Annotated in this window: 26 protein-coding genes; all 26 read right to left on the bottom strand. The window is 38.3% G+C overall.

The genetic code is table 11. The annotated features are described in order from the left end of the window. Nucleotides 1–10: 10 nt before the first annotated feature. The 26 genes from V1503_RS11380 to wecB all read right to left on the bottom strand — a co-directional run bounded on the left by V1503_RS11380 (nucleotide 11) and on the right by wecB (nucleotide 24,943). Nucleotides 11–751 carry a YwmB family TATA-box binding protein gene (locus V1503_RS11380; RefSeq protein ID WP_410626977.1) on the bottom strand — a complete coding sequence of 247 codons (741 nt, stop codon included), beginning with the start codon at nucleotides 749–751 and terminating at the stop codon, nucleotides 11–13. Between the two features lie 167 nt (nucleotides 752–918). Next, nucleotides 919–1,926, bottom strand: coding sequence for a nuclease-related domain-containing protein (locus V1503_RS11375; protein WP_410626975.1), 1,008 nt, complete (start codon nucleotides 1,924–1,926; stop codon nucleotides 919–921). 395 nt (nucleotides 1,927–2,321) lie between these two features. Then, on the bottom strand, nucleotides 2,322–2,555 hold the full coding sequence (locus V1503_RS11370; protein ID WP_410626973.1) for a DUF1146 family protein: 234 nt from the start codon (nucleotides 2,553–2,555) through the stop codon (nucleotides 2,322–2,324). A gap of 284 nt (nucleotides 2,556–2,839) precedes the next feature. Further along, nucleotides 2,840–4,351 (bottom strand): NADH-quinone oxidoreductase subunit NuoN, encoded by a 1,512-nt coding sequence (gene nuoN / locus V1503_RS11365; protein ID WP_410626971.1) that lies wholly within the window; start codon nucleotides 4,349–4,351, stop codon nucleotides 2,840–2,842. Between the two features lie 5 nt (nucleotides 4,352–4,356). Next, nucleotides 4,357–5,883 carry an NADH-quinone oxidoreductase subunit M gene (locus V1503_RS11360; RefSeq protein ID WP_410626969.1) on the bottom strand — a complete coding sequence of 509 codons (1,527 nt, stop codon included), beginning with the start codon at nucleotides 5,881–5,883 and terminating at the stop codon, nucleotides 4,357–4,359. Beyond that, nucleotides 5,880–7,748 (bottom strand): NADH-quinone oxidoreductase subunit L, encoded by a 1,869-nt coding sequence (gene nuoL, locus V1503_RS11355; RefSeq protein WP_410626967.1) that lies wholly within the window; start codon nucleotides 7,746–7,748, stop codon nucleotides 5,880–5,882. The genes V1503_RS11360 and nuoL overlap by 4 nt, the downstream gene beginning before the upstream one ends. 45 nt (nucleotides 7,749–7,793) lie before the next feature. Then, nucleotides 7,794–8,108: an NADH-quinone oxidoreductase subunit NuoK gene (nuoK, locus tag V1503_RS11350; RefSeq protein ID WP_214480852.1), complete on the bottom strand. Its 315-nt coding sequence runs from the start codon at nucleotides 8,106–8,108 to the stop codon at nucleotides 7,794–7,796. Next, nucleotides 8,105–8,620 (bottom strand): NADH-quinone oxidoreductase subunit J, encoded by a 516-nt coding sequence (locus tag V1503_RS11345; RefSeq protein ID WP_410626964.1) that lies wholly within the window; start codon nucleotides 8,618–8,620, stop codon nucleotides 8,105–8,107. Before V1503_RS11345 ends, nuoK begins: the two co-directional genes overlap by 4 nt. Further along, nucleotides 8,617–9,036, bottom strand: coding sequence for an NADH-quinone oxidoreductase subunit NuoI (nuoI, locus tag V1503_RS11340; protein WP_214480854.1), 420 nt, complete (start codon nucleotides 9,034–9,036; stop codon nucleotides 8,617–8,619). Before nuoI ends, V1503_RS11345 begins: the two co-directional genes overlap by 4 nt. A gap of 51 nt (nucleotides 9,037–9,087) precedes the next feature. Next, complete coding sequence (nuoH, locus tag V1503_RS11335; RefSeq protein WP_320257985.1) at nucleotides 9,088–10,095, bottom strand: NADH-quinone oxidoreductase subunit NuoH; 1,008 nt, start codon at nucleotides 10,093–10,095, stop codon at nucleotides 9,088–9,090. Then, the gene (locus tag V1503_RS11330; RefSeq protein ID WP_214480856.1) at nucleotides 10,095–11,195 is read right to left on the bottom strand and encodes an NADH-quinone oxidoreductase subunit D; all 1,101 of its coding nucleotides are present in this window, start codon (nucleotides 11,193–11,195) and stop codon (nucleotides 10,095–10,097) included. Before V1503_RS11330 ends, nuoH begins: the two co-directional genes overlap by 1 nt. A 3-nt stretch (nucleotides 11,196–11,198) precedes the next feature. Then, the gene (locus V1503_RS11325; protein ID WP_410626961.1) at nucleotides 11,199–12,395 is read right to left on the bottom strand and encodes an NADH-quinone oxidoreductase subunit C; all 1,197 of its coding nucleotides are present in this window, start codon (nucleotides 12,393–12,395) and stop codon (nucleotides 11,199–11,201) included. A 3-nt stretch (nucleotides 12,396–12,398) separates the two neighbouring features. Further along, on the bottom strand, nucleotides 12,399–12,911 hold the full coding sequence (locus V1503_RS11320; RefSeq protein WP_214480858.1) for a NuoB/complex I 20 kDa subunit family protein: 513 nt from the start codon (nucleotides 12,909–12,911) through the stop codon (nucleotides 12,399–12,401). Next, nucleotides 12,902–13,276, bottom strand: a complete 375-nt coding sequence (locus V1503_RS11315; RefSeq protein WP_214480859.1) for an NADH-quinone oxidoreductase subunit A — start codon at nucleotides 13,274–13,276, stop codon at nucleotides 12,902–12,904. The genes V1503_RS11320 and V1503_RS11315 overlap by 10 nt, the downstream gene beginning before the upstream one ends. Nucleotides 13,277–13,482: 206 nt before the next feature. After that, the gene (locus V1503_RS11310; RefSeq protein WP_410626958.1) at nucleotides 13,483–13,887 is read right to left on the bottom strand and encodes a F0F1 ATP synthase subunit epsilon; all 405 of its coding nucleotides are present in this window, start codon (nucleotides 13,885–13,887) and stop codon (nucleotides 13,483–13,485) included. Nucleotides 13,888–13,912: 25 nt separating this feature from the next. Further along, the gene (atpD, locus tag V1503_RS11305) at nucleotides 13,913–15,334 is read right to left on the bottom strand and encodes a F0F1 ATP synthase subunit beta (RefSeq protein WP_320207420.1); all 1,422 of its coding nucleotides are present in this window, start codon (nucleotides 15,332–15,334) and stop codon (nucleotides 13,913–13,915) included. Nucleotides 15,335–15,376: 42 nt separating this feature from the next. Continuing rightward, entirely contained in the window at nucleotides 15,377–16,234 is an 858-nt protein-coding gene (gene atpG, locus V1503_RS11300) for an ATP synthase F1 subunit gamma (RefSeq protein ID WP_214480862.1), read from the bottom strand. 104 nt (nucleotides 16,235–16,338) lie between these two features. Further along, a complete protein-coding gene (gene atpA / locus V1503_RS11295) occupies nucleotides 16,339–17,847 on the bottom strand; it encodes a F0F1 ATP synthase subunit alpha (protein WP_214480863.1) in 1,509 nt (502 codons plus the stop codon). 15 nt (nucleotides 17,848–17,862) lie between these two features. Next, a complete protein-coding gene (locus tag V1503_RS11290) occupies nucleotides 17,863–18,408 on the bottom strand; it encodes a F0F1 ATP synthase subunit delta (protein WP_320257983.1) in 546 nt (181 codons plus the stop codon). Further along, nucleotides 18,405–18,950, bottom strand: a complete 546-nt coding sequence (gene atpF, locus V1503_RS11285; RefSeq protein ID WP_413785405.1) for a F0F1 ATP synthase subunit B — start codon at nucleotides 18,948–18,950, stop codon at nucleotides 18,405–18,407. Before atpF ends, V1503_RS11290 begins: the two co-directional genes overlap by 4 nt. A 168-nt stretch (nucleotides 18,951–19,118) precedes the next feature. Then, on the bottom strand, nucleotides 19,119–19,343 hold the full coding sequence (gene atpE / locus V1503_RS11280; protein WP_214480865.1) for a F0F1 ATP synthase subunit C: 225 nt from the start codon (nucleotides 19,341–19,343) through the stop codon (nucleotides 19,119–19,121). 87 nt (nucleotides 19,344–19,430) lie between these two features. Continuing rightward, nucleotides 19,431–20,165 carry a F0F1 ATP synthase subunit A gene (atpB, locus tag V1503_RS11275; protein WP_410626954.1) on the bottom strand — a complete coding sequence of 245 codons (735 nt, stop codon included), beginning with the start codon at nucleotides 20,163–20,165 and terminating at the stop codon, nucleotides 19,431–19,433. Between the two features lie 7 nt (nucleotides 20,166–20,172). Further along, nucleotides 20,173–20,553 (bottom strand): ATP synthase subunit I, encoded by a 381-nt coding sequence (locus tag V1503_RS11270; RefSeq protein WP_410626952.1) that lies wholly within the window; start codon nucleotides 20,551–20,553, stop codon nucleotides 20,173–20,175. A gap of 2 nt (nucleotides 20,554–20,555) precedes the next feature. Continuing rightward, on the bottom strand, nucleotides 20,556–20,780 hold the full coding sequence (locus V1503_RS11265; protein ID WP_410626950.1) for an AtpZ/AtpI family protein: 225 nt from the start codon (nucleotides 20,778–20,780) through the stop codon (nucleotides 20,556–20,558). A gap of 195 nt (nucleotides 20,781–20,975) precedes the next feature. Further along, a complete protein-coding gene (locus V1503_RS11260; RefSeq protein WP_410626948.1) occupies nucleotides 20,976–23,249 on the bottom strand; it encodes a S8 family serine peptidase in 2,274 nt (757 codons plus the stop codon). Between the two features lie 548 nt (nucleotides 23,250–23,797). After that, nucleotides 23,798–24,943, bottom strand: a complete 1,146-nt coding sequence (gene wecB, locus V1503_RS11255) for a non-hydrolyzing UDP-N-acetylglucosamine 2-epimerase (RefSeq protein ID WP_410626946.1) — start codon at nucleotides 24,941–24,943, stop codon at nucleotides 23,798–23,800. Nucleotides 24,944–25,059 lie beyond the last annotated feature (116 nt).

Here is a 25,059-nt window from a genome sequence, read left to right as displayed (position 1 = left end):
CTATATAATATTAATATTCAGATGTTATGATAGGTGTTCCAACTACAACGTTAGTCCTCCCACCTAACCCTGTACTACGCAAGGCTACTTGTATATTGATCGGTTCAATTTTTGTTGGAATAATATCTTTCCAATCATCAGTATATGCAGAAATTGAGACAAATGTCTCTTCGTTCAACGCCTCAATTGCTCTAGCATTAAATTGTTGTAGTATTTTGTCCGCTCGTTTATACAAAACCTCTTCAATCTTATCATTTAAATAGCCCTTGATACAAGTAAAAATTGTGACATCATCAGTAAAAATGTCAGCTATTCTGTTTTTTGTTGTGCCATTTACACTAGTCCAATCGGTGTGATTTCCTTTCACCTCATAAAATAGGTATGAATACCGATGTCCATTATCATATGATGAGATGAGCTTTACAATTTCTGTTTGGTTTTTTTCCAAGTGCTCAAATGTCCCAACAGCTTCCCATTTATTTGAACTTTCAGAAATATCCCAATTAAAGTTGCCAGTCTTCTCCTTAAGCTCCTCTATCCGTTGTTCGAATTCCACCTGATCGCTGATCTCTAATGCCTGTCTACTGTAGAGGCTCCATTCTTCGATCGTAATATGATTATTTTCGTATACATTTGCAATTTCCTCTAGTTTATTTACAGACTCATTTGCACTAGTCATCGAATTTCCATAAATACTTAGTAAAATCATTACAATAAATAACATACATATTTTATGAAGTTTATTTTTCATCTCTCGCCACTTCCTCTCCTTATTTTCATTGTTGCCACATCAACGTAGTTCATACTTGGAAAAACTCGTCATCTTTAGACAAGAAAATAAGTGAAGGAAAGTAAACACGTTACTATGCAAATGGGTTACTAATATGACTGTTAAGTATTAAGCAGATGGCAACTTAGTCATAGCTTTGCGGAATGAGCCTTTATTATTTCATTTAGTTTCGAGAGTGAAAGTTCGTACTGTCTGTTTTTATAATTCCCAGAATGTTGTAGGTTTAGGGATACCAATATTTTTGTGGAAATGGATATGGAAGGTAGCTGAAGAAATTCACGTAATTGTTTGTTAGAAATGATTGGGCTAATGAGGAGATAAAAATCTTTTAAAGCATAAACATGAGCATTTTCAATATTCGATTTACATACGGGACAACTCCAAGTACCTCGTTGTCGATGTAACGGAAGGGTAGAACATATTGGACAATGAACTCCTGTAATGATCTCAGAGGGTTGAATGTGAAATTTTTGTAACACATCCGGATATGTTGGAGAATGTTGTTTTACGAGCAGTTGGATTATTTTATTAAGGTCTCTCTTAGTTAATATTTCTTTTTTATATACGGAAGCTAGATTGTTTAGTTTGGCTGGGAGTGATGCAGCGTGGATCACTTTTTGAGAGGTTTCCTTAAAGTGGGAAGTGGTTTTTATAATTGTTGAAGGCTTGCTTATGACGATGAGTGATAGAACTGGTATAGATGGATATTTATACTTCTTTAGTAAATTTTTCAGTTGACTTTCTTGCCTACTAGTTTGTAAAAAGGGGTCAGGAAATGCCTCTTCGTTTCCATCTAATTCTCGAATCAGCTGGTGAAAGGTTCGGTCGAATGTGAGTGTGCCAGAGATGTTCTTCACTTCAATAATGAGAATAAAACATGCCGATATGATGAGTGTATCTAGCTGAAAATAACGGTTTTCACTATCGGGAATTCTTAAATCATGTAGTATGAAATACTTTTCACTTGGGAGAAAGTCAAAAAAATAATCAAGCGACTTCTCTCCTCGAAATCCAGCATACGCTTTTGCTAATTCTTCACTGAGCATCTCTTTTTTGGAGTGTGTAGGTGGCAACCGTCTTAATAAAGCCTCTAATTTTTCTATCTTAGGTGGGATTTGCCTTTCTTTTTTAATCATTTCATCACCTCACATTATTTTTTTGAAGAATTCTCCACCTTTTACTCGTTCTCCTTTAATTTTCTTACATTCTTTTCATTATCTTAACAACAATAGAAGCAGTACTTGTCCGCATTTGGGGTTTTACTGTCCAATCTTGGCGTTTCACTAGCCAAACTTGGGGTTTTACTATCCAAACTATGGGTTTTACTATCTAATCTTGGTGTTTTACTATCCAAACTTGGGGCTTTACTATCCGAACTTCGCCTTTTACTATCCAAACTTGAGGTTTTACTATCCAATTTTGGCGTTTTACTAGCCAAACTTCACCTTTTACTAGCCAAACTAAGCACTTTACTATCCAAATCGCTCGTGATACTATGCAAAGTTCACTCTAGGCAGTTTTAAGTACAAATTTAGCTAAATAACGTTGTAATTTGTTTCGACCAGAAAAGATAGTCTAAAAAGAAGTTGCTAATGGTTGAACCGAGTGCAATAGTGATTAAAATAAATAATGTCCGGGCTTGGAATACACGATTTTTTTTAAAGAGCTTTTCAAAATTTAGCGATTGTAGTGCCCACCATGTAATTGTAATAAATATCAAATGTGATAGGATGCTAACAAACGCATCTATACCATAATTTGTCATAATTATATGCCTCCCATCGTTTTTCAGGTAGTTTGCCATTGATCTTCTTTACTTGAAAAGCTGCTCCGTTCATAGCATCTTTCAATTAGGACCACTGAGCCTTCCCACAAAAAGGAGAGGTAGCATTGTCCACCTCTCCTTCTATCTTATCAATAAACCCCTATGTTTGTGAATTCAAATGACCAATGGACGCTTCGACAGTGAGTGTTTACTTTCACTCCACCTTACTTTCAATGTCTCATTCCTTTATAAGAGCAATAAAACTTTGTCCTTCTCGGCCTCTACTAGCGTACAAAATCATTAAAATAGTTAAAAGTATCGTATAAAAAGTCAAATGCAATCCCAGGCAGCAACCCTAGAAGGATTGTACCAATTGCACAAATGACGATAACAGCTATGACACCAAATGAGACGTTAAATGCACCTTGCGATGGCGCAGGACGAAAGAACATTTGCGTCAATATGCCGAAGTAATAGAAATAAGATATGACAGTCGTCACGATTAAAATCGATGCGAGTACGTAATGGCTAGGAACAGAAGCAAATGCGCTTATAAATATATTTAGCTTCCCAATAAATCCTGCTGTTCCAGGAATACCTGCAAGCGATAATATAAAGATGGTCATCGTCACTGCTAAAATTGGTGAGCGTTTATATAGACCAGCAAATTGGCTTATATCCTCAGAACCTGATTTATCAGTGATTAGTTGTAATACTGCAAATGCGCCTAAATTCATTAGTAAATACGCAGCTAAGTAAAACCAAATAGTGTCAATCATAAATGGTGAGAGTGTGACAAAAGCTACTAATACGTACCCAGCATGAGCGATACTAGAGTAGGCAAGCATACGTTTAACATTTCTTTGTTTTAACGCAATGGTATTACCAATAATCATCGATGCTCCTGCTAAGAATGCAATGTAATCTTGCATTTCGAAAAACATCCAATTCCCACTTGTTCCTCCTGCTGGTGTTCGTGGAAAGATGGATAAGAACAGACGCATAATAATTACAAAGCCAGCCGTTTTTGATACTACACTTAAAAACGCAGTTACTGGTGTAGGTGCCCCTTGATAGACATCTGGTGCCCACATATGAAAAGGTGCAGCTGCTAGTTTAAACGCTAAGCCAACGAACATAATTAAAAATGCCAATGATAACATGTATTGCAAGTTCGTATCGTAAATTGTTGAAAGCTGGTATGCAATTTCAATTACATTTGTAGTACCTGTTAATCCATAAATATAACTCATTCCAAACAACGTTAGTGCTGTGGCAATTCCACCATTTACTACATATTTCATCGCTGATTCATTTGATAGCTGATTCTTTTTGCGCAATCCAGCTAATATATATGATGAAATAGAAAGTAATTCAAGGCCGACAAATAGTGTAATCATATCTCCACTTGAAGTCATAATCATAGCGCCTAGTAGTGCAGTTAAAAATAAATAATAGAATTCACCACGGTATTCTAGCTTATCTTTTGGCTGATAGCTCATAGAAAGCAATAACACTAAGCCAGCACCTACTAGCAATAATAGCTTAAATGCTTTACCGAAAGAGTCAAGTCGATACGTATCATATAAAATGGATGTCACGTCTTTATCAAATGATCCTACTAAAAAGATAATAGCAACGACAATCCCAGCAATGCCTAACCACGCAAGTGGCTTACGACTTTTATTTTGCCCCATAAATAAGTCTATTAATGAAAGAAGGGTTGCAACACCGAGGATGACGAACTCTGGTGCCATAATTCCCCATTCGTAACTAAGCAAAGTATCGAGATCCATCCCGCTCACCCTCCTATTCCTAACATAATAGTCTCAATAGTTGATTTTAACGGCTCTGATAGAACAGTTGGGTATACACCTATTAAGATAATAAAACCGAGTAATACGAGTGCAGGAACCATTTCTACTCCTTTGAAATCAGCTAGTTTCCCATATGATTGCTTTGCAGTTCCAAATGTTACTTGCAACACTGCTCGTAGTAAATAAGCTGCTGTCAAAATAATCCCCAGTGCCCCTATTGCCGCAATGACAGGCATTTCTTTAAATAAACCAGCAAATGCCATAAATTCACTTACGAACCCTGACATGCCAGGTAATCCTAATGATGCCATTGCCCCAGCAAGTAAGAACCCTGCTGTTAAAGGCATCGCCTTGGCTAAACCACCAAGCTTGTCAATCGATGAGGTGTTGACACGTTCATACATTACACCTACGAGGAAGAACAACAATGCTGAAATTAAGCCGTGTGATACGACTTGAAAAATCGCACCTTGAATGCCAGTCTCATTTAATGCAGCTAGTCCAATTAACACAATTCCCATATGTGAAATACTTGAATAAGCTAGTACCATTTTTAAGTCTGTTTGAATAAGTGCTAAAAATGCACCATATAACAGGTTAATAACACCTAATATCGCTAGCCATATTGCTATTGACTCAAACTCGTTCGGGAATAACCCCATACCAAACCGAATGAGACCGAAAGCACCGATTTTTAATAGGACACCTGAGTGAAGCATTACAATGGCTGGTGGTGCTTGGACGTGAACACGTAGCATCCAGCTATGTAATGGAAATATAGGTAGCTTCACGCCAAATGCAACAATAAGTGCAATGAGTAACCCAAAACGAAGTTGTTCAGAAATCGGAAAGAAAAATTCAATTTGATCGACAGGGTAGCTTAAGGCAACCTTAAGATCCTCAAAATTGGCTGTTCCAGTTTTCGCAAATAAGATAATAATAACGATTAATAGGATAGCTGAACCAATCCCATTATAGATTAAGAAGCTGAACGCTGCTTTTTCTTTGGCAAAATAGCCCCACTTTCCAATGAGGAAAAACATTGGAATAAGCGTTACTTCGAAGAAGATAAAGAATAAGATAAGGTTCCCAGCAGCAAAAACGCCGAGCATACCAATTTCTAATAACAGGAAAAGCATGAAATAGCCTTTCCATTCTTTTTTAATATGAATAGACGCAATCGCCGCTAGAGTCGAAAGGACTGTTGTAAGTACGATCATGACGAGTGCTAGACCGTCGAGACTTAGCTCATAATCAATTCTCCAAGCAAATTCAGGTACCCCTGGAAACTGACCTAAATGAATCCATTCATATTTTTCAGCATATTGACTTAAAGCTTCACCAGTTACATATTTCACAAAAACAATGAGTGATAAGGATAATGCAGGTAATGTTGCTAAAAAACCTACAAGCTTAATTTGCTTCTCTTGCGTTTTAGGAATCAACATGAGAAGAATAATTCCTAGCAATGGGGAGAATATTAATAGTGATAAATAGAAAGATGCGTTCATCCGATATACCCCCCTGTCAAAGCAAAGATCACTAATAAGATTGCTAAACCAATAATAGTCACTGCACCATACATTTGAATCTGACCATTTTGCAGCTTGGACCCTATTCTACCTATGCTTTGTGTAAATAATGCAATGCCATTCACTATACCTTCAACGATAAATTTCTCAATATATTTCATAAATAAGCTAATCACTTTAGTCGAGTAAACAACCGTTGCTTGATAAAACTCATCTATGTAATACTTATTTAACAAAATGTTATAAACAATCGATTCACGTGAAGAAAAGGTATCCCTTGCAAGTGATTTTTTCCCATACATTAAATATGCTAGAAAAATACCGACAAATGAAACGACCGTTGCCACAATCATAATCCATGCTGGGGCTTTAATATGTGCAGCTTCCAAGTATTCATTTCCTTCTGCCAACCAATCACCTAAGAACGTTCCAAACCAAGGTGTATTTATATATCCAGCTACAATTGCTAAAATAGCTAACACAATCATCGGAAACGTCATGGATAACGGTGACTCGTGTACCTCTTTCGTAGTTCCATTTTGTTTTCCCGTAAATACTAAAAAGAATAAGCGGAACATATAAAATGCTGTGAAGAATGCTGCAATGACAGCGATCCAAAACAACCCATAATTGCCATGAGTCCATGTCGCAACTAAAATTTCTTCTTTACTGAAAAACCCAGAAAGCAATGGTACTCCGCTAATTGCTAACGTACCAATTAAAAATAACGGACCTGTGAGATGCAGCTTTTTCCATAAACCACCCATCTCATTGATGTTCTGCGTATGAACTGCGTGAATGACACTACCAGCTGCTAAGAATAGCAATGCCTTAAAGAATGCATGTGTCGTCAGGTGAAATACCCCAGCAACATAGCCGGCAGAGCCTAGTGCAAGCATCATATACCCTAACTGACTAACCGTTGAATAAGCTAGCACTCGTTTAATATCCGTTTGAACAAGTCCGATCGATGCCGCAAATATCGCTGTAAAGCCACCAACAATAGCAACTGTTGTCAATGCTGTTTCACTTGCAGTAAACAAAGGAAACATCGATGCAACCAAATATACCCCTGCAGCTACCATCGTCGCTGCATGAATGAGTGCAGATACTGGTGTCGGACCTTCCATCGCATCAGGGAGCCATGAATGTAATGGAAACTGACCTGATTTACCCATCGCTCCAATAAAAATTAAAATAGCTGTTAATGTAATCATTTCCATTGGTATCACATTTGTTGATACTGCATGAAAAATGTCATCATATTCAAAGCTACCGACCTGCCAAAATAATAGAATCATACCAATGAATAGTCCTACATCACCGATTCTTGTCATGATAAACGCCTTTTTGGCAGCTGCTTTCGCATCCTCTTTATAAAAATAAAAACCGATTAATAAGAATGACCCTACACCAACTAACTCCCAAAATACATATGTTTGAAGTAGGTTTGGTGAAATCACTAATCCTAGCATAGAAAATGTAAATAACCCTAGATATGCATAAAATACTGGAAACCGTTCATCTCCATGCATATATCCCTTTGAATAAAGGTGTACAAGAAAACTGACAAGCGTCACTACTACTAGCATTAGTGCATTTAATTGATTGATTTCAAATCCCGCTGTTAAGTTGATATTCCCAATCGTAAGCCATGTACCTTCTTGCTTAAATGTTGGTTCACTTAGCCGCTCTACCAATACGAAAATTGCCAATGTAAAAGATACCAACGTCATGAGAATACCTACATATGCACTCCCCTCCTTCAAACGCTTACCAATCAGGAGAAGAAGCACAAAAGAAACTAACGGGAAAAGCGGTATTAACCATGCATATTCCATCATCGTATCACGATCCCCTTTTTTTAGTCAGTGAAGATAAACTGTCCATTAATGCTTCATCGAATCCATTTCGTCGATGTTAACTGTCTTTCGATTACGATATAGCGCCATTAAGATAGCTAAACCAACCGCCGCCTCTGCTGCAGCAATAGTTATCGTAAAAAGGGAAAAGATTTGACCAGTAATATTTGGATTGACTCCAAATTTACTAAATGCTACTAAATTAATATTTACAGCATTGAGCATTAGCTCAATCGAAATGAGCACAATGACCATATTTTTTTTCGTCAGCGCACCATACAAGCCTAAGCAGAATAAAAACAACGCTAATAATAAATAACCAGCTAAAGGAGTTGAACTCATTTATTGTCTGCCTCCTCATCATCTTTTTTTGCTAAAATAATAGCCCCAATCAGTGCTACAAGCAAAAGAACAGACATTAACTCAAACGGTATAACAAATTTAGAATAAAGCGCTATACCTATCTGCTTTGTATTTTCTACATGTAAGGTAGTCGCTTGTTGACCGAAATCAAGATTAACAATTCCTAGCATGACAACGATTCCAAAAGCTATGACACCCATTAAGGTAAGAAGCTTACGCAGCATGCTTGCCTTAGAGTCACCCGTTTCATCATTATGACGAGTCAGCATAATACCAAACAACATAATAATCGTAATAGCACCAGAGTATATTAATATTTGAACAGCCGCTACAAATTCTGCAGACAACAGGACATAAACACCAGCAATACTAATAAACGTAAACACAAGTGAAATGACCATGTGTACTACCTTTGTTAGAGACAACATGAGGATACTGCCAATTATAGCGATTAGTGAAAGTACTATTAGTGCTATAAATTCACCGCTCATGCCTTATTCTCCTTTCGAATGTTTTGGTCATTCTCATCTAACCATTCTAGATTTTTAAATAGCTCATCACGACTGTACTCAGCAAGCTCAAAGTTGTTGGTCATGACTATTGCTTCAGTCGGACAAACTTCCGTGCATAAATCACATAAAATACAAATTTCAAAATTAATATCATAAGTATCGATGATTTTCCCTTTTTTATTTGGATCAGGGTGCTTCTTACCAGTCAGTCTAATGCAATCTGTCGGGCATATATTTGCACACTGGTTACAAACGATACATTTTTCAGGATAGAATTTTTGTATTCCTCGAAAACGATCAGGAAGTGGTAATGATTCATTCGGATAATCATACGTAACCTTCTTCTTCGTTACACTATTTAGGGTATATTTTAATCCTTTTGCTAAACCTAGCATGTACCCAACCCCTTATTTTTTAATGACATATTACTAGATGAGGATGTTCCTCTAAAAGTAGTTAATAATTTCCTTAATTACAGCTGTAATAAAAATATTTGCAAGAGCTACAGGTAGTAACACCTTCCAGCCAAATTCCATTAGATGGTCTGCTCGTACGCGTGGAAATGCAACACGGAACCAAATAAGTAAAAATACTACGAAGCTAAACTTTAAAGCAAACCAAACCGCTCCAGGAATGAAATCAAGGAACATGATAGGATGCCATCCACCTAAAAATAATACAGTTATTAGTGAAGCCATCGCAAAAAAGTAAACATATTCAGCTAGCATGAAAAATGCCCAGCGAAACCCTGAATATTCGACGTGGTACCCTGCAATAATTTCTGACTCTGCCTCTGGCAAATCAAAAGGTACACGATTTAACTCTGCAACAGCAGCAATTAAAAAGACGACAAAACCAATTGGTTGCCTAAATATATTCCACCAAGTTTCTTGACCTTGAACGATATCATTTAAATTTAAGCTTCCAGTTAAGAAGATGACCCCTAATACTGACATTACAAGTGGAATCTCGTAAGAAATCATCTGTGCAGCGGCACGCATACTACCTAATAATGCATATTTGTTGTTTGATGCCCAACCACCAGTCACAACCCCAATTGTCGTTAAGCCAGATATAGCGATATAATACAATAATCCCACACCAATATCTGCAAATTGAAATGCATCCGTGAATGGCATTGTTGCCAATACCATAAATGCAGGAGCAAAGGCAATGATTGGAGCAATTAAAAATAGTGGTCTATCAGCATTCTTCGTTACGACATCTTCTTTTAATAGCAGTTTAAGAACATCTGCAACAGTTTGTAATAAGCCCCAACGGCCCCCCACTTGGTTTGGGCCTATACGTCCCTGCATAAATCCCATTACTTTCCTCTCTGCTAAGATGCCATATGTAACAAATCCTAGTACTACAAATAAAAATAGCGTACCTAATCCTAAAAAAATGCCCAGATTTCCGACAGTTGGTGAGGAATGCAATAAGTCTTGCATCATTACCCATCTACCTCCCCAAGAACAATATCAACTGCTCCTAAAATAACAATTAAATTCGCCATATTTTCCCCTTTTAATAATTTTGAGAGGATTTGCAAATTATAAAATGAAGGACGACGGAATTTTAAACGATACGGCTCCTTCTTACCGTCACTTGCAATGTAACAGCCTATTTCTCCACGAGGTGATTCAATTCGGACATACGCTTCACCTTTTGGAGCTTTAATAATCCTAGGTACTTTCGCCAATATTGGACCTTCATTTGGAAACTGTTCACAAGCTTGTTCAATTATTTTTAATGACTCTTCAATTTCTTCTAAGCGGCAGAAATAACGTGCTAATGCATCGCCTTCTTCTCGAAAAGGTACATCAAAATCAAACCTATCGTAGATTGAATATGGCTCGTCTTTTCGTAGGTCCCATTTAACGCCCGTACAGCGTAAGTTTACTCCGCTTAAAGAATATGCAAGTGCATCTTCCTTCGTATAAGTTCCTACACCTTTTACACGACTCATAAAGATCTCGTTTCCTGTGACGAGGTCATGATACCCTTTAAGCTGTTCGCGCATGTATGGAACAAACTCTTCTACCTTCTGAATCCAACCTTCTGGTGCGTCCCACTTGACACCGCCTACCCTCATATAATTAAAGGTAAGTCTAGCACCTGAAAGTTCGTTTAGCAGATTAATAATCATTTCACGTTCTCTAAATGCATAAAGAAACGGACTGACTGCACCGATATCTAGTAAATATGTTCCCCACCAGACGAGATGACTTGCGATACGTCCAAGCTCCATCGCCAATACTCGTAAGTATTCAGCTCGTTCAGGTACTTCAAGCCCCATCATTGTTTCAACTGAATGACAAAGGACGTAATTATTCGTCATTGCTGATAAATAATCCATTCTATCAGTAAATGGGATAATTTGTGTATATTGTAAGTCCTCTGCTAGTTTTTCTGTTCCACGGTGAAGATAACCAATTACTGGTGTCGCTTCCGTTATGATTTCACCATCTATTTTGACCACAAGCCGAAATACACCATGTGTACTTGGATGCTGCGGTCCAACGTTAAGGAGCATTTCTTCTGTTCGAATCATCAGTTAAACCTCCACATCATACGGTTCGTAGTCTTTTCTAAGCGGGTATCCAACCCAATCCTCTGCAAGTAAAATGCGTGCTAAGTTAGGATGACCTTTAAAATTAATGCCTAATAAGTCATAAGCTTCCCGTTCAGGCCAATTCGCTCCTTCCCATAATGGTTGCAACGAATCAATAATTGGTTCCTCACGATCTATTTTGACCTTTAAGGCAACAGTTTGCCGATTAATATATGAGTATAAATGCACATAAACTTCCATATGCGAAACAAAATCTGTTCCGTGTATATTCGATAAATAGTCAAAGCTTAACTGTTCATTATATTTTAGGAATTCTGCTATTTTAAAATATGAGTCAGGTGTTGCTACTAGTGTAGGAACATCTTTTGAAAGCTCATTAATATATGAGTCTGACAAAACTTCCTTGCCAAGATGCTCTTCAATTACTTTTACATATTTATCGAGATAAGGTTGGTTTTGAGATGGTTTTTTCTCTACTGTTTGATCTGACTCTGTTGCACCACTTGCTTTTGCTTTTGCTGCAGCGGCAGCCTTCGCTTTTGCCTTTGCTGCTGCAATCGCTTTCGCTTTTGCTGCTGCGGCATCATCATTTTCTACTTTATCATTGCCACTATCCCTCTGTTGCTTTGCTAAAGCAGCGGCTTTTGCCTTTGCTGCTGCGGCGGCTTTTGCTTTTGCTGCGGCTGCCGCCTTTGCTTTCGCTTCATCACCTTCAGGAGCTTTTTCGTTTTTTTCTTTTGCTTTTTGTTTGGCTAACGCAGCGGCTTTCGCTTTTGCTGCTGCAGCAGCTTTTGCTTTCGCTTCATCACCTTCAGAAGCTCTTTCGTTCTTTTCTTTTGCTTTTTGCTTGGCTAACGCAGCGGCTTTTGCTTTTGCTGCTGCGGCTGCCTTTTGCTTTTCAAGGTCTGTTTCATCATTAGAACTACTTGTAACCGCTTCCTTTTGTGCTGATTTTTCGCCCTCATTTTTTTGCTTTGCAATCTCTTTTTGTTTGGCTAATGCAGCAGCCTTTGCCTTCGCTGCTGCGGCAGCTTTTGCTTTAGCTACATCAATATTTGAATCACTTTCATCTTCTTTAAGACTAGCATCGTTAGCTTTCCTCTCTGCTAGTTTTTTTAATGCTAGTTCTTTAGCTTTTTTTGCAGCTTCCTTCTTTTGTTGGTCAAGATCTTTGCTCATTTGCTACATCACCTTCTTCCCTGTCTTAGCTTCGTAGCGAATTTTTTCCTTTAATTTATTTATTCCATAAATAAGTGCTGCTGGATTTGGCGGACACCCAGGAATGTATACATCGACAGGTACAATCTGGTCGACCCCTTTGACAACTGCATAAGACTTAACATATGGTCCTCCCGCTGTTGCACAAGACCCCATTGCTATTACCCACTTAGGTTCAGACATTTGATCGTATAACCTCTTAACGATTGGCGCCATTTTTTTTGTTACTGTCCCAGAAACAATCATGACATCAGATTGTCGTGGAGAGGTACGAAAAAAAGAGCCAAAACGGTCTAAGTCATAATGTGATGATCCAACCCCCATCATTTCGATACCACAACAAGCGAGTCCCATTGTTAATGGCCATAAAGAATTACTTCTCGCCCAACCCTTCAATTGTTCAAGTGTTGTAAAAAATATATTGCGTTTTAATTCTTCCATTTCTTCTGCTGAAATGTTTTCTATTTTTAAATCCATTTTAACACCTTCTTCTTCCATGCATATATTAACCCGATTAATAACATAACGACAAAAATAAGCATTTCAATTAATGCGAAAATACCGAGTTCGTCATATGCAACTGCCCATGGGTATAAGAAAACTGTTTCAACATCAAAAATCACAAACATTAAGCCAAAAATATAATACCTTACGTTAAACTGCACACGTGAATCATGGAATGGTTCAATACCGCTTTCGTACGTCTTTTGTTTTTCACTGTTAGGTGCATGCGGACGTAAAAACCGACCTGCTGTTAATGCAGCTACAGGTAACAAGACTCCTAGACATAGAAAAACGAATACGATTAAATAATTGTTGATGTATAAGTTAAATTGCTCCATGTTCCCCCTCCGTTTGTCGTGCCTTGTAATGAAAAAAATATTTTATTTAACCGTTAACATTATAGCAAATACCAATATTTGTGTCGATAAAGCATGGACGAAATATTGAATTTTCCATCAGCAACATTACTCAATTTTCAACCGATCGTCAATGACAAAAATCACAAACAAAAAGGCTTTCTGTATGATACAGAAAGCCTTTTTAATTAAAAGTGTTTATTTGTAACGTTCAAACGATTAATCGCACGTTGAAGAGACATCTCAGCTCGTCTAAAGTCAACTTCTGACTGTTGAGCTCTTAGACGTTGTTCAGCTCTTTCTTTTGCTGCTTTTGCACGTAACACATCAATATCAGCTGCAACTTCCGCAGCTTGTGCAAGTATCGTTACTTTTTCAGGTCTAACTTCTAGAAAGCCTCCACTAACAGCCACAAGTTCAGTGTCGGTTCCCTTTTTTAGACGAACTACCCCAATTTGTAATGGAGCAACCATCGGAATATGACCAGGTAAAATACCAAGCTCTCCACTTTGAGCCTTTGCAATTACCATCTCCACATCTTCTTCTAAAACCGGGCCATCGGGAGTAACTACATGGACTTTAACCACTTTCATTTTATACCCTCCTAGGTCCCAATAATTATACTTCTACGCCCATTTCTTTCGCTTTTTCAACTACTTCTTCAATACGTCCTACTAAGCGGAACGCATCTTCAGGAAGGTTGTCATACTTCCCTTCAAGGATCTCTTTAAATCCACGAACTGTTTCTTTAACTTGAACGTAAGAACCAGGTTGGCCTGTAAATTGCTCAGCCACGTGGAAGTTTTGAGATAAGAAGAATTGAATACGGCGAGCACGATGAACGATTAATTTATCTTCATCAGAAAGCTCATCCATTCCAAGAATCGCAATGATGTCTTGTAATTCTTTATAACGCTGTAGTGTTGACTGTACTTGACGAGCAACTTCGTAGTGCTCTTCTCCAACAATTTCAGGTGCTAAAGCACGTGAAGTTGATGCAAGTGGGTCAACCGCAGGGTAAATACCCATTTCTGAAAGTTTACGCTCAAGGTTTGTCGTTGCGTCTAAGTGAGCAAACGTCGTTGCTGGAGCTGGATCAGTATAGTCATCGGCAGGAACGTAAATTGCTTGGATCGATGTTACAGAACCAACGCTTGTTGATGTAATACGCTCTTGAAGCTGACCCATTTCTGTTGCTAATGTTGGTTGATAACCAACGGCAGAAGGCATACGACCAAGTAATGCTGATACCTCAGAACCTGCTTGAGTAAAGCGGAAGATGTTATCCATAAAGAATAACACGTCTTGACCTTGGTCATCACGGAAATATTCAGCCATTGTTAAACCTGTTAATGCAACACGCATACGTGCACCAGGAGGCTCATTCATCTGACCGAAAACCATTGCTGTTTTCTTAATAACGCCTGAATCAGTCATTTCATGGTATAAATCGTTTCCTTCACGTGTACGCTCACCTACACCAGCGAATACTGAAATACCACCATGTTCTTGTGCGATATTATTGATTAATTCCTGAATTAAAACGGTTTTACCAACACCTGCTCCACCAAATAGGCCGATTTTTCCACCTTTAATGTACGGTGCTAATAAGTCAACTACTTTAATTCCTGTTTCTAAAATTTCTACTTCTGTAGAAAGCTTCTCAAAAGAAGGTGCTTGTCTGTGAATCGCATCACGACGAGCATCTTGTGGGATTGCTTCATCTAGATCAATGTTTTCACCTAGTACGTTAAATACACGTCCTAATGTAACATCACCAACTGGTACAGAAATTGCTGCTTCAGTATCAATTGCTTCTAATCCACGTACAAGTCCATCTGTAGATGACATTGCAATCGTACGTACAGAATCGTCTCCAAGGTGTAGAGCAACTTCTAATGTTAAGTTAATATCAACTTCATTTTCATTACGTGCTTTATGCTCAATTTTAAGGGCATTATAAATTTCAGGAAGATGGCCGTTATCAAATTTTACATCAACAACCGGTCCCATTACTGAAAGAATGCGTCCTTTATTCATCGTTTTCCCTCCTAACTTGCTTGTGAAAATCTATGATCTTTCCTATTCAAGTGCAGATGCACCAGCAACAATCTCAGTAATTTCTTGAGTAATTGCAGCTTGACGCGCACGGTTGAATGATAGTGTAAGACCTTTAATAAGCTCGTTTGCATTATCCGTAGCGTTTTTCATTGCAGTCATACGAGCTGCATGTTCCGCTGCCTTACCATCTAATAAGGCACCATAGATGAGACTTTCAGCATATTGAGGAAGCAACACTTCTAAAATATCTTCTTGAGAAGGTTCAAATTCATAAGAAGAAAGCTTGCTCTCAGCTGCTATATCCGTTAATGGTAGTAGTTTCTTTTCAGTTACTTCGTGCTGGATGACACTAATAAAGTGATTATAGTACAAATACAACTCATCAAACGTACCATCTACAAAAGAATCAATTGTTTGACTTGCAATATCTTTAATTTCTGTAAAAGAAGGTTGATCTGCAAGGCCAACAATATGGGAATTAACCGGTATTCCTCTCTTTAAAAAGAAATCGCGACCGATACGACCTAATGCAATGACAGCATACTCATCTGTAGAGCTATGACGTTCTTGAATTTTTTGATATACAGAACGTAAAACATTACTATTGTATGCACCTGCAAGACCACGATCAGAAGTAATGACAATATAACCAGTCTTCTTCACAGGTCTGCTCATTAACATCGGATGGCTAACACCGGTACTACCTAATGCGATACTAGCTACAACCTCTTGAATTTTTTCCATGTATGGTACAAACGATTTAGCATTATTTTCAGCCCTATTTAACTTCGAAGCTGAAACCATCTCCATCGCTTTCGTAATTTGACTCGTTTTCTTCGTTGAGGTAATTCTCGTTTTTATATCACGTAAGGATGCCAAAGGTTCTCACCACCTTTTTAAGGTTGTTCAAAATAAGAAAAATTTTTATATAATTAGCGGCGATCGTATGTTTACAAATGTAAGACCTCGCCGCTTAGCATCAATTATTCAGAAACAGCAAACGTCTTCTTGAAATCTTCAATAGCTGCATCAAAATCAGCCTCTTCAGGAAGGTTTCCTGTTGAACGAATATGCTCAAATAACTCATTGCGATTATGCTCAATCCAAGAGAAATATTCCTCTTCGAAACGTGAAATATCTGCTACAGGAATATCATCTAAGAATCCACGAGTTAATGCATATAGAATAGCTACTTGTTTTTCTACTTTTAGAGGTTTATGCAAACCTTGTTTTAATACTTCAACTGTACGTGCACCACGATTAAGCTTCGCTTGTGTTGCCTGATCAAGATCAGATCCGAATTGAGCGAAGGCTTCAAGCTCACGGTAAGACGCTAAGTCTAAGCGTAATGTACCTGATACTTTCCTCATCGCTTTCACCTGTGCAGATCCACCAACACGAGAAACTGATAAACCAGCATTCACGGCAGGGCGTACACCAGAGAAGAATAGATCAGATTGCAAGAATATTTGCCCATCTGTAATCGAGATTACGTTTGTAGGGATATATGCTGACACGTCACCTGCTTGCGTCTCAATGAACGGAAGGGCTGTAATTGAGCCGCCACCTTTTGCATCACTTAATTTCGCAGCACGCTCTAATAAGCGAGAGTGTAAATAGAATACGTCACCAGGATAAGCTTCACGACCTGGAGGACGGCGAAGTAATAGTGAAAGCTCACGATATGCAGAGGCTTGCTTCGTTAAATCATCATAAATAACGAGCACGTGTTTACCGTTGTACATAAACTCCTCACCCATCGTTACTCCTGCATATGGCGCTAGGAATAATAATGGTGCAGGTTGAGATGCAGATGCAGTAACAACGATCGTGTAATCTAATGCACCGTGCTTTCTTAATGTTTCAACAACACCACGAACAGTAGATTCTTTTTGCCCGATGGCTACATAAATACAAATCATATCTTGATCTTGCTGGTTAAGAATCGTATCAATCGCAACTGCAGTTTTACCTGTTTGACGGTCTCCGATAATCAATTCACGTTGACCACGTCCAATTGGGATAAGTGAGTCGATTGCTTTAATTCCTGTTTGTAAAGGTTCATGAACCGATTTTCTATCCATTACCCCTGGAGCTGGGCTTTCAATAGGACGAGTTTTGTTCGATTCAATTGGTCCTAAACCATCGACAGGTTGACCAAGTGGATTCACGACACGACCGATTAATTCCTCTCCAACAGGAACTTCCATAATACGTCCAGTACGACGAACCTCGTCTCCTTCACGGATATCTCTGAAAGGCCCTAAAATAACGATACCTACGTTATTTTCTTCTAGATTTTGTGCCATTCCCATGACACCGTTAGAAAATTCAACAAGCTCCCCAGCCATGGCATTATCGAGGCCATGTACACGTGCGATACCGTCACCTACTTGGATAACTGTACCTACATCATTAACTTCAACTTCTGACTGATATTCTTCGATTTGTTTTTTCAACAGTGAACTAATTTCTTCAGCTTTGATGCTCATGAATTTCACCCCTATCTACGATCTATTTCCTACGAGCTGACGTTCAATACGCTCTAGCTTGCTGCTAACGCTCCCGTCATATATACGATTACCGATCCGGATTTTAATGCCACCGATCAGTGTATGATCAACTATATTTTCAATATTAAGAGACTGCTTACCAACCTTTGTCGCAAATACATTTGATAACGTATTTTTTTCTACATCCGATAAAGGCTTAACAGTAAATACCTTAGCATCTGCAACACCGCGCTCATCATTTGACAATGATAAGAACTCATTCACTACATCAACAACGATGTTTAAGCGATGGCGTTCTACTAATAGAGAAAGCGTGTTCACCACGACTGAAGAAGCAGATTTGAAAGCCTCTTGTAGCGATGCCTTCTTCTTAGCAACAGATACCTTAGGGTGATGCAGAACAGAAAGAAACTGCTCATTGTCTGTAAACACTTGTTTAACGACGCGAAGTTCCTCACCAATCTGATCAAGGATATTCTGTTCCTTTGCTAATTGGAAAAGAGCCAGCGCATATCGTTTTGCTACGATTTCTTTGCTCATCGCCCTTCTCCTACTTCTTGAATGTAATCATTTATAAGTTTTTCTTGATCTTGTTCATTTAGTTCTTTTTCAATTACTTTCGATGCAATAAGAACAGATAACGATGCTACTTGTTCACGTAATGCAGCAATAGCTTGTTCTTTTTCTTGCTCAATTGCTTGAGTTGCAGAATCTTTTACACGCTCAGCTTCGATGCGGGCAGCATTAACGATATCGTTTTTCTGCTCCTCACCAATTTTCTTCGCACCTTCAATAAGTTCCTGCGCTTCTTTACGTGCATCCTTTAATAACTGACGCTGTTCTTCAAGAAGCCCCTGAGCTTCTTTGCTACTTTGTTCAGCAGTCGTAATTTCGTTAGCAATATGTTCTTCACGTTGTTTCATAATGCCCATTAGTGGACCCCATGCAAACTTCTTTAATAGCAATAATAGGATAAGGAAGATAATTAATTGTGCGAGAATATCTCCACCATTAAAAAGTGGTATCTCACCGCCTTCTCCACCAGCTCCTGCTCCTAATACCAACATGTCTAATTTGAACATATCTTCGTTCACTCCCTTCAAGAGATTTCATGAAGACGTTCAAAAACCTAATGTCTTTGAACGATTGTATGTGTAAGAAAATTAAAATTATATTATTTAAACAAAAGGAATGGCGAAGGTTCTCTGAACATGTTCTTCGCCATTACCCCACTAATCAAAGATCTACTATTATGAACCCATTACCATAAATGCGATAACAACAGCGATGATAGGAAGTGCCTCAACTAGTGCAACCCCAATGAACATTGTTGTTTGTAACATACCACGTGCTTCAGGCTGACGAGCCATTCCTTCAACTGTACGAGATACGATAAGACCGTTACCAATACCAGCACCTAGTGCTCCTAAACCAATTGCAATTGCTGCTGCTAATAAACCAACAGAACCTGTCATAATAAAAAGTCCTCCTTTAATTTGTGAAAGTAATAGTATGAATTAAAAAGATGTGTCCAAAAATTAATTTTGAACGAGTAGATTTATTTAATGGTCATGGCTCACTTTGTGTGCCAGATAAACCATTGTTAACATTGTAAAGATAAACGCTTGAATTGCACCAACGAATATACTGAAACCTTGCCAAGCTAACATAAGCGGAATAGAAGCTAAAGTTCCAATAATTCCAGAACCGATACTTGCAGCATACCCACTTGTAGCCAAACCTGCTAGTAATCCTAGAAGGATTTCACCCGCGAATATATTACCATAAAGACGAAGACCCAGTGTTAATGTGTTAGCAAACTCTTCGATAATCTTAAATGGCAACATAAAAGGAAATGGTTTGATAAAGTCTCTACCATATTCTTTTACACCTTTCATTTTCACACCATAATAGTGTGACAATCCAACAACCATTATCGCTAATGTTAGCGTAACGACTGGATCAGCAGTCGGTGATTTCCACCATAGCTCACCATTTACTTGAACCGCAAATGGTAGACCTAACATATTGGCAACAATGATGTATAGGAATAACGTTAATCCTAACGTTAAGAATCTTCCACCAGTTTGCCAATCCATCGAGCTATTTATAATTCCTTTAATAAAGTCTACTACCCACTCGATGAAGTTTTGCTTACCTGTAGGTTTCATAGATAGAGAACGAGTACAGATGACTGCGATAATAAATACAATTGTAGCAGTAACTAGCATCATTAATACATTACTTAAATTAAAATTAAGGCCTAAAAATTCTTGAATTGGAGCTCCATGATTCATTTATTATTCACCTCTCTTCCCCGCGATGAATGAGTTGAAAAAAATAATCTATTATAATGACGATATAGATCGTCATTAATCCCAAAATTGCTGAGTATAAATGAATCTTGTCTGGATATTGTAATGCAATATACACGACAAGTGCAGCTGAAGCCATCCGGTTAAATGTTCCTAGTGAACGAACTTTAGTACCTTCTTCCACCGCTTTAGTAAACCGATTTGACCGGCGAACCATGATCCATAAATTATACAAACTTATTATTGTACCTAATATCAACCCTAAAAAAACCGATTGATATGGTGTGAACCCCCAACCTAACACGTAGATTGAAAGCAGAAATAATATGTATTTTCTATAACGTATAGACATTTGCTGCAAATCTTGCATAATTAGGAATCTCCCGAAAAATAGTGGTTGATCATGCGCACCATAGCAAATACACCAGCTGCTAGTCCAATAAGAAGACCAATAATTAAAAACAATGGTGCCGTTTCCAATTTACTATCGATCCATCTTCCAGAAAAAATGCCAAATAAAACTGAACCTACTAGTTGCGAGAGAATGGTCGACATTAGTGCCATCGCTCGTAAAGGGTGTCGTTGGTTTTGACGCATTCCGACATAAACCTCACAATAATACTTTTCAAAACAGCATTAAAAAATGTCTGAAAAGTCTTGTTTTTACCCGCTTGTAAGCCTTATTTTTTACATCCTTTGTAAGCATACAATAGCACATAGTCAATGTCAATCTGTTTGTTGTGAAATGTTCACATTACATAAGCCGACAAAATGTTATATTATTAGATTACACTATTTTTCGTTGTCAGCGATGTCTTCTATGACTACCATTGTTTCAAACGAATCCTCCCTCCCCTCTTTTTTGGCAAAGATAATTGCTTTATAAACACCTTCTGCTGGAACTTCATCAAACGATAATGTCTTTTCAAATAAACCTCGCTCTACATCCTTTTGCCAGTCTAAATATGTAATAAAATGAAATGTATCTGGATCATATAAGGCTATAGCTAATTCTTCAGCACCACCGGGCAAATATAGCTCATATTGATATGTAGCTGGTTCGTCTCCAATTGTAAATTCAAAGCCTATCACCCTTGGATAATCCGGTTCATCTACTACAAAGAGATAAGGTAATGTAATACGTTTGTTATTTTCTCTTATGACAAATGCTCCTGTATGTAAGCCACCCTCAAACATATTTGGTGTAATATCAAATTTAACATCAACTTGCTTCTTCTCTTTAGGCTGTAATGTAAAGGACATAGGCAAACCCCATTGTAGTCCAGCCTGATGCTTTGGATATTCGAATGCATAATAAGCACGCTTTGTAGATTGATTTTCAATGGTGAGTGTCACTTTTTTCTTTTGCCGAACATCCTGTGTTTGAAATTGCCCGAAGGCAACTGAACTAGGATATACTAAAGTACTTGCTCTAATGGCTTCGGCAAGTTGAATTCTTCCAGCTCCTTGTTCATAGGGCTCATATAAACTCCCATCCTCCTTCGTTAGAGTTTTAGCTGTATTCATCAAAGCTGCCTTTACTTGCTCTGGCGTCCAATCAGGATGAGCTTGTTTTATTAACGCACATGCCCCTGCCACATGGGGCGCGGCCATACTCGTGCCTTGTAATTGTAAATAGCCATTCGGAACCGTACTATCAATTGCCACGCCTGGAGCGACAATATCAGGCTTAATACCCCAAGTATATGTAACAGGTCCTCTTGAACTAAAGTCAGCTAACACGTCCTTACTAGGTCGTTGAGACGTATACAATAGCCTCTTACCTTCATCATGCCGTGCCTTTAGCCATATGCCTTCTTTTTGTGACATTGATACTACAGGAATTGTTGGCTGCTCCTCAAGAGTTCCGAGGAAATCTCCTTCTTTATGATTATAAATAATTACTCCAACCGCACCTTCTTCTTGAGCATTTAATGCTTTTTCAGTAAAGGTAATCTTTCCGCGCTCAATGAGGACAATTTTCTCCTTCACATCAACTAGATCTTCTTTGGTACCAAGACCGCCAAGAACAAATGAAGTCGGTTTGTTTATGTCCCAAGCACGTGAACCTTGCATGGTAGATAACTCGATCTCTTCATCGTGAAAAGCGACCTTAATAAAAGGATTATGCATTGGAGGCGTTGACGCACCAACAGAAATCGATTTTAAGGACGTACCAGGTGAGCCGACCGTCCATATGCTAGGACCAGAATTACCACTTGACGTGACAGCAATGATGCCCTGTTCAACAGCTTTATCAAGCGCTAAACTAGTAGGCCAATCCGGACCGTTCACTGTAGTTCCAAGAGATAGATTAATAACATCTACTTGATCTTCAATCGCTTTTTCAATAGCTGCAATGACCTGATCGCTCGTACCAACTCCTCCTGGACCTAATGCACGATATGCGATAATTTCTGCTTCTGGTGCGACTCCTTTCACCTTTCCATTCGCTGCAATGATTCCAGCTACGTGAGTACCGTGCAGTGTAGGTAATCCTTCAGCAGCAATCGTCTCCATTGGGTCATTATCATCGTCAATAACATCAAATCCTCCTCCGTAGTTTTTTTGTAAATCTGGATGTGTATAATCTACCCCTGTATCAATGACACCGACTCTCATCCCCTTTCCAGTTAATCTTACATTCTCAGGATCAAACAACCCCCTTACTTCGTGACCACCGATAAAAGGAACGCTCTTTTCAAGCGTTACACGATATGTGGAAACGGAAGAAGAGTGCTTTACCCATGATTTCTGTAATAATTTATGTATATCCTGTGACTTACCTTCTACAGCAAAACCTTTAAAGGCTATTTCATATATTTGATGAACACGTATTGATGGAAGTGAGTTGGATAGTTGCTTTTTCGCTCTTTCAAAATGCTCTTCCTCAACGACAATAATAGCCTTCTCTTGTTTATTCGGAACAAATTTTGGTATAGGGGGTCTGTCAGGGTAAGTTATAACTTGATTTGCTGCTTTAAACTCATCATGCTGATAAGTAAGATTCAATGTTATAAGTAAGATAAGAAGAAATAGTAGATTCATTTGCCTGAATACTCGCATAGCATCACCTCCGGCTTTAGTTTTATACGAATGGAATCATTTTATGTGAGAAATACATGTTAATTTCGAGTAAAATGCGGTGTTTTTTTCCAAAACTCTTACTTTACTGTCGAAACTTCTAGGTTTACTATCCTATTCAACAGGTTTACTGTCCAAATCAATGGGTTTACTATTCAAATCAACAAGTTTACTATCCTAATCAACAGATTTACTATCCTAATCAATGGGTTTACTATCCAAACCAGTGGGTTTACTATCCTAATCAACAGATTTACTGTCCTAATCAACTAGTTTACAGTCGAAGCTGTATCTGTTACCGTCCAAGCAACCACTTTTATTGTCCAAACTAAAAAAGACTGACGCTCATCAGTCTTTTTTAATGGCTGTATTCGCATTAAATGTTGCTTTTCGTACTAAGAGCCAAACACGTACACAAATAGAGTTCGTGGCATCTTTTCTTCTGTACAACAATGACTAACCATATAAAACAACTTATTAGTTCTAACAATAGCAACAAAGTTTACGAAAAGAGCCTATATTAAAAATTTCTATATTAAATAATCTGCTGGTCTGTTAGCTAATTGTTTAAAATAATACTTTATGGCTTCCGCTATACGCTTAGATGCTTCACCATCACCATATGGATTACTCGCTTGTGCCATTTTCTCATATTCTTCTTTATTTGTGAGAAGTTCAGTTGCTAATTGATGGATCGTGCCTGCATCAGTTCCTGCTAATTTTAATGTACCTGCATCAATGCCTTCAGGGCGTTCGGTTGTGTCACGAAGTACAAGGACAGGTACTCCTAAGGAAGGCGCTTCTTCTTGAACACCACCTGAATCTGTCAAGATGAGGTGAGCTCTTGAGGCAAAATTATGAAAATCAATCACATCTAATGGTTCAATTAAGTGAATTCGCGAATCATTTCCTAACACGTCATTTGCCAGCTCTCTTACAGCAGGATTTAGGTGAACAGGATACACAACTTGAACATCACTGTGTTCTTCAACAAGACGTTTCACTGCTCGGAATATATTCCGCATCGGTTCGCCAACATTTTCGCGACGATGTGCTGTTAATAAAATTAGTCGATCATGACCGAGTTGATCTAAAATAGGGTGTGTATACTGATCCTTCACTGTCGTTGTTAACGCATCAATCGCAGTATTCCCTGTAATAAATATTCCTTGTTCCTCTTTATTTTCATTTAAAAGGTTAGCTTGTGCTTTAGAAGTTGGAGCAAAGTGTAAATCAGCTAATACTCCCGTTAACTGCCTGTTCATTTCTTCTGGAAACGGTGAAAATTTGTTCCAAGTACGAAGTCCAGCCTCTACGTGACCGACAACAATTTTGTTATAATACGCTGCAAGACTCGCCACAAAAGTCGTTGTCGTGTCACCGTGTACAAGCACGATGTCCGGTTGTACTTTTTTCATTACATCTTCTAAGCCTTCAAGCCCTCTCGTTGTAATGTCAGTTAACGTTTGACGTTCCTTCATAATATTCAAATCATAATCAGGCGTAATCCCGAAAATATGTAAAACTTGATCAAGCATTTCTCGATGCTGAGCGGTTACAGTTACAATTGATTCAAAATGCTCGGATTGTTTTTGCAACTCTAGTACTAGCGGTGCCATTTTAATTGCTTCAGGACGAGTTCCAAAAATCGTCATCACTCTTATCCGTTTAGTCATCTCCAGACGCCTCCACTAACAATGTTATCTTAGTTATACCATTTGAATACGTAAAACTTAAACGAAAAAGGTCAAATTCAATAACTCTCAAGCGCAAATACAATACATTGAGAGGA

It is taken from the genome of Nanhaiella sioensis (assembly GCF_046557775.1).
Lineage (GTDB): Bacteria > Bacillota > Bacilli > Bacillales > SM2101 > Nanhaiella > Nanhaiella sioensis.
This window is presented reverse-complemented; position numbering and strand designations above follow the sequence as displayed.